Source organism: Streptomyces sp. NPDC001292 (genome assembly GCF_042896465.1).
Classification (GTDB): Bacteria; Actinomycetota; Actinomycetes; order Streptomycetales; family Streptomycetaceae; genus Streptomyces.
The window spans coordinates 1-9,029 of sequence record NZ_JBIAXG010000096.1 but is presented as its reverse complement, the minus strand read 5'-3'; the positions used below and the strand labels follow the sequence as shown (position 1 = coordinate 9,029).

Genomic DNA, 9,029 nt, shown 5'->3' with positions numbered 1-9,029 from the left:
TCGGGACCCCGGGCCCGCCGCCCGACCGCAATCAATCACACCGATCACGACCGACCGGCCAATTGCCCGTTACTGACCCACGCTCCTAGCCGTCCCACTTGGCCCGAAACCCGCTTCCGCCGGCGAAACCGTCGCAGGCGTGACGCGCTGCGCGCCGGATTGACGCCGTGGGCCGGACCCGCTCGCGGCTCCGTTTCCCATGCGCTGCCCGCTCGTTGGGCACGAGCGGGCCGGTTCCGCCGCCGACTCGGAAGACGCGGACCGGTGCCGTGGCCATCCGGAACACCTGGCACGACGGAGCAGCGCGATGGACGTCACAGATGTGCACCACTCCTACCGGCAGCACGCCGTACTACGGGGCGTCGACCTCCGGCTGCGGCCCGGGGTCCTCGCCGGGATCGTCGGGGAGAACGGCGCCGGCAAGACGACGCTGCTGAGGATCCTCTCCGGTGAACTCAGGCCGGACCGGGGCTCGGTGCACCACAGCGGCAGGTTCGGCTACTGCCCGCAGTCCGTGGTCCTGGACGACTCCTTCACCGTCCGCCAGCACCTGGACTTCTTCCGGCACGCCTTCGGGCTCGCGGACCTGCGGCGAGCCGAGGAAGTGATGGAGACCCTGGACTTCACCGAGTACCTCGATCAGCGCGCGGCCCTGCTCAGCGGGGGCTCACGGCAGAAGCTGAACCTGACCCTCGCGCTCATGCACGACCCGGACGTGCTGCTGCTGGACGAGCCCTACCAGGGCTTCGACTGGGAGACGTATCTGCGCTTCTGGGAGCTGGCGACCAGGCTGCGCGACGCCGGGCGCTCGGTGCTGGTCGTCTCGCACCTGGCGTACGACATCGACCGGCTGGACCAGCTGTGGCGCCTGGAGAACGGGCGCCTCCACGGCCAGGACCGGTGCGCGGAGGTGGCGGCATGAGGCGGCACTGGTCCCTGTTCACCACGGCCTCCCGGTACGCGTTGATCGGTCATGCCCGCAACCGTTTCGCGATGCTGCTGGTGGTGCTCTACATCCCCGTATGGATCGCCCTGGCCTACCTGACCATTCCCGACCGGCCGGCGCCTTTCCGGCTGCGGGCCACGGGCGAGGTCCTGACCCCGCCCGGCAATCACCTCACCCAGATCACGGGCGCGTTGAACGCGGTCACCCTGATCGCCGGGTTCATGATGTTCGCCGCCACCTTCACGGGCGGTGCCTTCGACCGGCGGCTGGCCATGGCGGGGTACCCGCGTCACCACCTGGTCCTCGCCAAGCTCTCCGCGCTCACCCTGGTCTGCGCCGCCGTCGCCGCATACGCCACGGCCGCCGCCGGCTTCGCCTGGTCCCCCCGGCAGCCCCTCATGCTCGCTGCCGCGCTGTTCTGCGCCGCCCTGACCTACGGCGCGCTCGGAGTGGTCTTCGGCTCGGTGCTCCGCCGTGAGGTGGAGGGCATGTTCGCCATCCTGATGATCAGCGTCATCGACGTCGCCCTGCAGAACCCCCTGTCGAGCTCCGGGTCCGACAGCGCCGTCGTGCGCTTCCTGCCGTCGTACGGAGCCGTGCAGGCCAGCATGTCGGCGGCGTTCTCCGCGGCGCCGGCGGCCCAGGGCCTCGCGATCCAGTTGCTCTGGCTCGTGGGGGCGGCGTTGGCCGGGTTCATGGTCTTCCGCCGGCGTACCCGCGACGCGCTCCCGCCGGAACGGGCCGCCGTGACCTGCGAGGGCCAATGATCGTTCTGTAACCGGGCGTTGATCCGCCCCAGGACCATCACATTCGTCACGCAAGGAGCACACCCCCATGACCCTGTCGCGTACCGTCCAGCACACGGTCCTCGCCGCGGCCCTCCTGTCCGCCTCCGCCCTGGCCTTCCCCTCCTCCGCGCAGGCGGCCCCGCTGCCGCCCGCGTGTCAGGAGGCGCTGCTCACCACCCTCGACAAGTTCCCCGTCACGGACTTCACGGTCCCCGACAAGGTCCAGAACGCCATGGTGGTCGAGGTCATGAACCTGAGCGAGGCCGACCAGCAGGCCATCACCCAGGAGGCGTGCGCGGCCTGGAACAACTGGGCCACCAAGAACGGCCAGGCGGTGGCCACGGACCTGGACACCCGCTACCGCAACGCCGCCGGACCCGTGTGCAACAAGTTCACCACCTCCGCCATCGGGACGATCAAGAAGTACGCCCCGAGCGTCCCCGCTCAGACACGGGAGTTGGAGAAGGTGGCAAAGAAGGTCTGGCAGAACACCATGCAGAAGCTCTCTGTCGAGGCCACCGACGCCGACTGCAGCAAGGCCTACAACGGGGTCAAGGCCGGCTGGTAGCGAGGCCCGGCGGACGACGTCGCCGTCCGCCACCTGACGTTTCCGTCCGTCGTCCGACCCGACGGCCTCAGCCGGCCACATCGACCCCGAGCCGCACACAAGGGCGTCGAGGCCGTGGTCGTGGCCACGGCCTTGGCCGACGGTACGGAAGGGCCGCATTCCGCCGGGTGGTTCAGCGCCTCGCCGTGAGGGACTGCCGGGCGACGGGGAAGTCGAAGTAGGTGTCCGGGTAGGACTCGGGCTTGTAGGTGTAGTGCCACCATTCCTCGGCGAGGTTCACGAACCCCAGGTTCTCCAGCGTGCTCTTCAGGAGCAGCCGGTTGGCGCGCTGTTGCCCCTGGATCCTGGGGTCGAGAGTGTGGGCGAGGGTGTCGAAGCAGTCGTAGCCCGTGCCCATGTCGACGGAGTTGTCCGGGAAGCGTTCGGCCTTGGGCGCGTAGCAGGGCACCAGGGGCTTGCTGGGAACGTAGGGGCGGGTCGGGCCGGCCGGGAGCCTGACGATGGTCAGGTCCATGGTCGAGCCGCGGCTGTGGCCGGACTTCGCGGCGATGTATCCGTCCTCGAACAGCCGGGTCTTGTCGACCTGTGGGTAGAACTCGCCCTTCATGGCCTGGTCGTCGAGGTCCTGGGCCCAGCGGACGAAGTGGTCGACGGCGCGCTGCGGCCGGTAGCAGTCGTAGACCTTGAGGCTGTAGCCCTTGCGCAGCAACTGTTTCTGGGCCGTATGAAGGGCCTGGGCGGCCGGGCGGGTGAGGATGCAGAGCGGCTGCCGGTAGCCGTCGACGCGCTGCCCGACGAAGTTGTGCGGGGTGAAGTAGCGGATCTCCTGGATGATCGTCGGATCCACGGCGCTCAGGGCGACGAAGTCTTTGGGAGCCGTGGGTTCGGGGACGGCCCGGGCGGTGGCGGAGGTGGCGGTCACGGTGAGCAGGGCGGCAGCGGCGGCGATGAGGCCACGTGCGGCACGAAGTAGACGTGTCATGCGCCCTTCATCTACCAGGAGCGGGGTCCATGAGGGAAGCGATCGCACATGAGTTCCCCCGGAAGGCTGCCCGGAGGATGCGCCGTTCCGGCGCCTGCGAGGCGTTGGAACGTCATGTCAGTGGTCGTGTCAGCGGCTGTGTCAGGGGCGTGACAGATGGGTGACAGGCCCGATGGCGACGGTGGGGGCATGAATGGTTCGGCGATCGCAGTTTCAGGGCTGCGGAAGGCATATGGCGACAAAGTCGTGCTCGACGGCATCGACTTCGATGTCGCCGCGGGATCGGTTTTCTCCCTGCTCGGCCCGAACGGGGCGGGCAAGACGACGACGGTGAACGTCCTGACGACGTTGATGGCAGCCGACGCCGGGACGGTGCGCGTCGCCGGGCACGACGTGGTGACCGCGACCAAGGAGGTTCGCGCGGTCATCGGCGTCACCGGTCAGTTCGCCGCGGTGGACGAGCTGCTTTCGGGCCGGGAGAACCTGCAACTGATGGCGGACCTGAAGCGGGTGCGCTCCGGTGACCGGGTGGTCACGGGACTGCTGGAGCGGTTCGACCTGGTCGAGTCGGCGGACAAGTTGGCGTCGGCCTACTCCGGCGGTATGCGCCGGAAGCTGGACCTGGCGATGACGCTGGTCGGCAACCCGCGGATCATCTTCCTGGACGAGCCGACGACGGGTCTGGACCCGCGCAGCCGGCGCACGATGTGGGGGATCGTCCGCGAGTTGGTGGCCGACGGCACCACCATCTTCCTCACCACCCAGTACCTCGAGGAAGCCGATCAGCTCGCCGACCGGATCGCGGTGCTCGACCAGGGCCACCTGGTCGCCCAGGGCACCCCCGAGGAGCTCAAGCGCCAGGCCCCCGGCAGCCACGTCCGGCTCCGGTTCACCGACCTCCATGAACTCGACGCGGCGGCGGGGCTCCTGACCGGCTCCGCACGGGACGACCAGGAACTGACCCTGCGCGTTCCCAGTGACGGCGGGTCGAAGTCGTTGCGGGCCCTGCTGGACAAGCTCGACGCACACACGATCAACGCAGAAGAGTTCTCCGTGCACACGCCGGACCTCGATGACGTCTTTCTCGCCCTGACCGGGCGCACGAGCACGAGCACGGAGGCGATCGCGAAATGAGCAGTGTCTCGACGTCGTTCGGCGACGCGGCGATCATGCTGCGCCGCAACTTCAGGCACACGGCCCGGAACCCGGTCACGGTGTTCCAGGCGGTCTTGTTTCCCATCGTGATGATGCTCATGTTCGTCTACGTGTTCGGCGGCGCCTTCAAAGTCGAGGGCGAATACGTCGATTACGCGGTGCCGGGCCTGATCGTGATGGCCATCACCTACGGGTTGGGGCCGACCGCGGCGGCCGTGAACGGCGACATGACGAAGGGCATCATCAACCGGTTCAAGGCCATGGACGTCTCTCACGGCGCCGTGCTGGCCGGTCATGTCGTCTCCACGACGGTGCGCAGTCTGATCGCCGACGCGGCCATCATCGGCGTCGGCTTCGCGATGGGATTCCGTCCGCATGCGAGCTTCCTCCAGTGGCTCGCCGCGATCGGCATCATGCTGTTGCTCGCTTTCGCGACCAGCTGGCTCACGGTCGCCATGGGCCTCGGTGCGAAGACCGCGGAGTCGGCAGGCCTGGCCACCGTGCCGCTGATCATGCTGCCGTTCCTGAGCAGCGCGTTCGTACCCGCCGACACGATGGGGACCGGCGTGCGGCAGTTCGCGGAGTACCAGCCCTTCACCCCGATCATCGAGACGCTGCGCGGGCTGCTGGCGGGCAACCCGTCGAGCGGCGACGCGATCGCGGCCCTCGCCTGGTGCGTCGGGCTCGCCCTCCTCGGGTACGTGTGGGCGGTCTCCGCGTTCAGGAAGCGAGCGTGACCGCGACCAGCTGAGACCAGTTTGTCCGTGTCCCCTCCCGAGCCGCCTCGGCGAACTTCGCGTCGCCGAGGCGGCTCCGCGCGGCCTGCTCGATCCGGGCGGTGTCCGGGTGCGAGCGGTCCTCGAGCCCGCGCACGCCGACGCTCGCCGCGAGCAGCCGCGCGGCCTGCTCGTGCTCGCCGCGGCGCAGTGCCAGGTCCGCGACCCCGACGAGCACCTGCGCGAGCAGGGGCGCGTACCCCGCCTCGGACGCCGCCGCGCAGGCCGCCGCGCGGTGCGCGCGGGCCTCGCCGAGTTCGTCGGCGAGGTAACCGAGCAGGTCGTGAGTCCCCGCGCGGATGTTCGCCCTCTCCGCGTCGTCGCCCAGCATGGCCGTCGCGACGCCGAGTTGCCTGCGCGCCTCCGCGGCGTCACCGCCCCACCGGGCGAGTGCCGCCTTCGCGAGGGCCAGCTCGGCCAGCGCGTCCGGCCAGGTGACACGCTCCGCGCACCGCTCGGCCTCGGCGATGGCGGCCGCACTGGCGGCCTCGTCGCCCAGCAGCCAGTACAGCTGCGCCTGCCGCGACCGCATGTGGATGACGTCCTCGATGGCACCGACCTCGGTGACGACCGCGATCGCCTGCTCGTAGTGCTCGCACGCACCGGCGAACCCCCCGCGCACGGCGGTCCGCTCCGCCAGCTCGGTCAGGGCGAGCGAGATCCCGAACCGCTCGCCGAGCGCCCGGAACTCGGCGAGCGCCGTCTCCAGGTACACGTCCGCGTTTCGCGCGTCCCGGCCGAGCACGATCCGCATCTTGCCCAGGTGCCACCGGGCCAGTGCGCGCACCCAGGGGTCCTCGTCGTCCAGCAGCGGTTCGAACGCGGACAGGGACGCGTCGGGCGCCTGCAGCATGCGCTCCAACGCGTCGACGAGCCCCATGTGCGGATGGCGGCGCCCGCTGAGCCGGCTGAGCCGGTGCGCCTCGTGGATCCACTCCGCGGCCTGGCGCTCGTCGTTCCGCCCGGAACTCACGAACAGCACGATCAGCGCGTACACCGTGGCCCGCACCCCATCGGGCACCTCACCGGGCGTCCTGGCGGCCGCGGTGATCAGCTCGATGCCCTCGGTCCTGTGCCCGCCGAGCCACCAGTACCAGCCCATGCCCGCCGCCAGCCGCATCGCCGCCTGTGCCTCGCCGGCCGTGAGCGCGCCGCGCATCGCGGAACCGAGGTTGTCGTGCTCGGCCCCGAGCGTGGCGAGCCACTCCAGCTGCTCGCCGCGGCGCAGGTGCGGCTCCGCGGTCTCGGTGAGCTCGGTGAAGTAGGCCAGATGCGCACGGCGGGCCCGGTCCGATTCCCCCGCCTCCGCGAGCCGGTGACCGGCGTACTCCTTGATCGTGCCCAGCATGCGGTAGCGGGGGGCGCTGTCCCCCTCGGCGAGCAGCAGCGACTTCTCGGTCAGCGCGGTGAGCAGATCGAGCACCTGCTCCCGCTCGACCGCGTCGCCCGCGCAGACCCGCTCGGCCGCTTCCAGACTCGCCCCGCCGGAGAACACCGAGAGCCTGCGCAGGACCGTCCGCTCGGCCTCGGTGAGCAGTTCCCAGCTCCAGTCGACCACAGCGCGCAGCGTCTTGTGCCGCGGCAACGCGGTACGGCTGCCGCCGGTCAGCAGGCGGAACCGGTCGTCGAGCCGGTTGGCGAGCTGATCGATGGACATGGTGCGCAACCGGGCCGCGGCCAGTTCGATCGCCAGCGGCATCCCGTCCAGCGCCCGGCAGACGCGCACCGTCGTCGCCAGCGTGTGGGCGTCGACCGCGAGATCCCGGCGCACCGCCCCGGCCCGGTCCCGCAGCAGCTGGACGGCGGGCGAGGACTCGATCCGACCCGGGCCCGCGTCCTCCTCCGGCAGGGCCAGGGGCTCGACCAGCCACAGCGCCTCCCCGGTGATGCCGAGCGGTTCCCGGCTCGTCGCCAGGATCCGCAGCCGTCGGCATTCCCCGAGCACCCGGTGGGCGAACACGGCCGCCGACTCGATCACGTGCTCGCAGTTGTCCAGGATCAGCAGCGTCTCCCGCTCCCGGATCGCGGCGATGAGCCGGTCCGTCAGCTCCGCGTTCGAGGCCGCGCCGAGCAGGGCGTCCCGCAGGCCCAGCCCGGCGAGCGCCGACTGCGCCACGTCGCCGTCCGCGCCGATGGCGGCGAGCTCCACCAGCCAGGCCCCGTCCGGCAGGTCGCCGAGCAGCGTGCGCGCGGTCTCCGTGGCCAGCCTGGTCTTCCCCGAGCCACCCGGCCCGACCACGGTGGTGAGCCGGTGCTCGGCTATGAGCTCACGGACCGCGGCGACATCGGCGCCCCTGCCGACGAAGGTGGTCAGCTCGGCGCGCAGGTTGGTCTTGCGGCTCGCCTCCCGCCGCCCCAACTCGCCCCGCAACAGCGCGACGTGCAACGCGGACAGCTCCGGCGAAGGGTCGACGCCCAGCGCGTCGGCCAGGGTCTCCTTCGCACGCTGGTACACCAGCAGCGCCTCGCTGTCGCGACCGGTCGCGACGAGGGCGCGCATCAGCGCGGCGACGAGCCGTTCGCGCACCGGGTGCGCGGTCACCAGATCGGTCAGCTCCGTGACCATCTCCGCACCGCGCCCGAGGGCGACCTCCGCGTCGACCCGCTCCTCCGTGGCGGTCAGGCGCAACCCCTCGAACCGGACGACCGCGGCGTCCAACGCGGCGCTGTCCTGCAGACCGACGTCCTGCATGGCCGCACCGCGCCACAGCTCGAGGGCCTCGCGCAGCAGCCGCACCCGCCGGGAGGCGTCCTCGGTGCGGGCCTGGCCCGCGATGACGAGGCGTTCGAACCGCACGGTGTCGACGGCGTCGGGTTCCACCGTCAACCGGTAGCCGTCCCTCTGCCCCTCGATCATTCCGTCCGGCAGTGCCTTCCGCAGCCGGGAAACCAGGCGCTGCAGGGCGTTCGTCGCATCGGCGGGCGGGTGCTCACCCCAGATCCAGTCGATGAGCGATGTCTTCGGGACCACGTGACCGGGCTTGAGCGCGAGGGCGATCAGCAGTCCGCGCAACCGCGCGCCCGGCACGTCGACCAGGAGGCCGTCGTCCGTGCGAACCTCCAATGGACCCAGCATCCCGATCTGCACCCGCTGATTTTGCCATGGGCGTTCGGCAGGCATCTCCGGGTCGACAACGCCTGGCAGACCGGTGGCCGAGCGCCGAATTCGAGGCCGGGCGCGACGGGGCTAGGGCCTGTCGTGAGAGTGGCGTTAGCTGCTCCTGTGAGTGTTGATGCGGGCGGCTGCTACCTTCCGGAGCCATGACCGACAGCGTGTATGTGGGCAATGCGGGCAGGGACGCCGCACTGGACCGGGGATGGCTGCTGGGGCATTTCAAGGACCCCTCCGATCCTCGACATAGCGAGGACGTGGAGATCAAATGGGGCGTCCACCCGCAGGGCGATGAGCGGGCTCAGTGGGTGACAGGCGAAGAGCGCACCGCCCTGCTGGTCCTCATCAGCGGGCGCTTCCGGGTGGAACTGCCCGGGCGCAGTGTTCTTCTGGCCCGGCAGGGGGACTACGTCGTGTGGGGCCGAGGCGTCGATCACTCCTGGTTCGCGGAGGAGGAGTCCGTGGTACTGACGGTCCGCTGGCCCTCCGTCCCTGGCTACAAGGTGAGCGACGAGGACGATTCCGCTGCTGGTCACAGCCATTCGTTGAGGGCCGCGACCAGCACGGTGGCCGCCTAGCGGACGGCTCGCTGGGAGCTAGGGCGTGCTTCGAAAGTAGCGCCGTCCGCCCGGAGGGCGGGCCCCGCGGCGTCTGGTGCGGTGCATCGCAAGGCGGAGGGTCGTCCGCGTACTGGGCGTACGC

The 9,029-nt window shown here is 70.6% G+C and carries 8 protein-coding genes; 6 read left to right on the top strand and 2 right to left on the bottom strand.

Annotation, left to right across the window (positions count from 1 at the left end):
• Nucleotides 1-307 precede the first annotated feature (307 nt).
• The 3 genes from ACFY4A_RS41925 (at nt 308) to ACFY4A_RS41915 (ending at nt 2,302) form a co-directional block, all read left to right on the top strand.
• Nucleotides 308-922: an ABC transporter ATP-binding protein gene (locus ACFY4A_RS41925; protein ID WP_390834576.1), complete on the top strand. Its 615-nt coding sequence runs from the start codon at nt 308-310 to the stop codon at nt 920-922.
• The gene (locus tag ACFY4A_RS41920) at nt 919-1,713 is read left to right on the top strand and encodes an ABC transporter permease (RefSeq protein ID WP_390834575.1); all 795 of its coding nucleotides are present in this window, start codon (nt 919-921) and stop codon (nt 1,711-1,713) included. Before ACFY4A_RS41925 ends, ACFY4A_RS41920 begins: the two co-directional genes overlap by 4 nt.
• Before the next feature lie 67 nt (nt 1,714-1,780).
• The gene (locus tag ACFY4A_RS41915) at nt 1,781-2,302 is read left to right on the top strand and encodes a hypothetical protein (protein WP_390834574.1); all 522 of its coding nucleotides are present in this window, start codon (nt 1,781-1,783) and stop codon (nt 2,300-2,302) included.
• Nucleotides 2,303-2,474: 172 nt separating this feature from the next.
• Here ACFY4A_RS41915 and ACFY4A_RS41910 read toward each other — a convergent pair whose 3' ends face one another.
• Nucleotides 2,475-3,284 carry a M15 family metallopeptidase gene (locus ACFY4A_RS41910; protein ID WP_390834573.1) on the bottom strand — a complete coding sequence of 270 codons (810 nt, stop codon included), beginning with the start codon at nt 3,282-3,284 and terminating at the stop codon, nt 2,475-2,477.
• Nucleotides 3,285-3,473: 189 nt separating this feature from the next.
• On the opposite strand from ACFY4A_RS41910, the gene ACFY4A_RS41905 reads away from it, so the two are divergent.
• Nucleotides 3,474-4,418, top strand: a complete 945-nt coding sequence (locus ACFY4A_RS41905) for an ATP-binding cassette domain-containing protein (protein WP_390834572.1) — start codon at nt 3,474-3,476, stop codon at nt 4,416-4,418.
• Nucleotides 4,415-5,176, top strand: a complete 762-nt coding sequence (locus ACFY4A_RS41900; protein ID WP_390834571.1) for an ABC transporter permease — start codon at nt 4,415-4,417, stop codon at nt 5,174-5,176. The genes ACFY4A_RS41905 and ACFY4A_RS41900 overlap by 4 nt, the downstream gene beginning before the upstream one ends.
• On the opposite strand, the gene ACFY4A_RS41895 is transcribed toward ACFY4A_RS41900, so the two are convergent.
• Nucleotides 5,160-8,303 carry a BTAD domain-containing putative transcriptional regulator gene (locus tag ACFY4A_RS41895; RefSeq protein ID WP_390834570.1) on the bottom strand — a complete coding sequence of 1,048 codons (3,144 nt, stop codon included), beginning with the start codon at nt 8,301-8,303 and terminating at the stop codon, nt 5,160-5,162. The two genes, ACFY4A_RS41900 and ACFY4A_RS41895, sit on opposite strands and share 17 nt — an antisense overlap.
• A 173-nt stretch (nt 8,304-8,476) precedes the next feature.
• Here ACFY4A_RS41895 and ACFY4A_RS41890 point away from each other — a divergent pair, with 173 nt between their 5' ends.
• Nucleotides 8,477-8,905, top strand: a complete 429-nt coding sequence (locus ACFY4A_RS41890) for a signal peptidase I (RefSeq protein ID WP_390834569.1) — start codon at nt 8,477-8,479, stop codon at nt 8,903-8,905.
• The last annotated feature ends 124 nt before the right edge of the window (nt 8,906-9,029 follow it).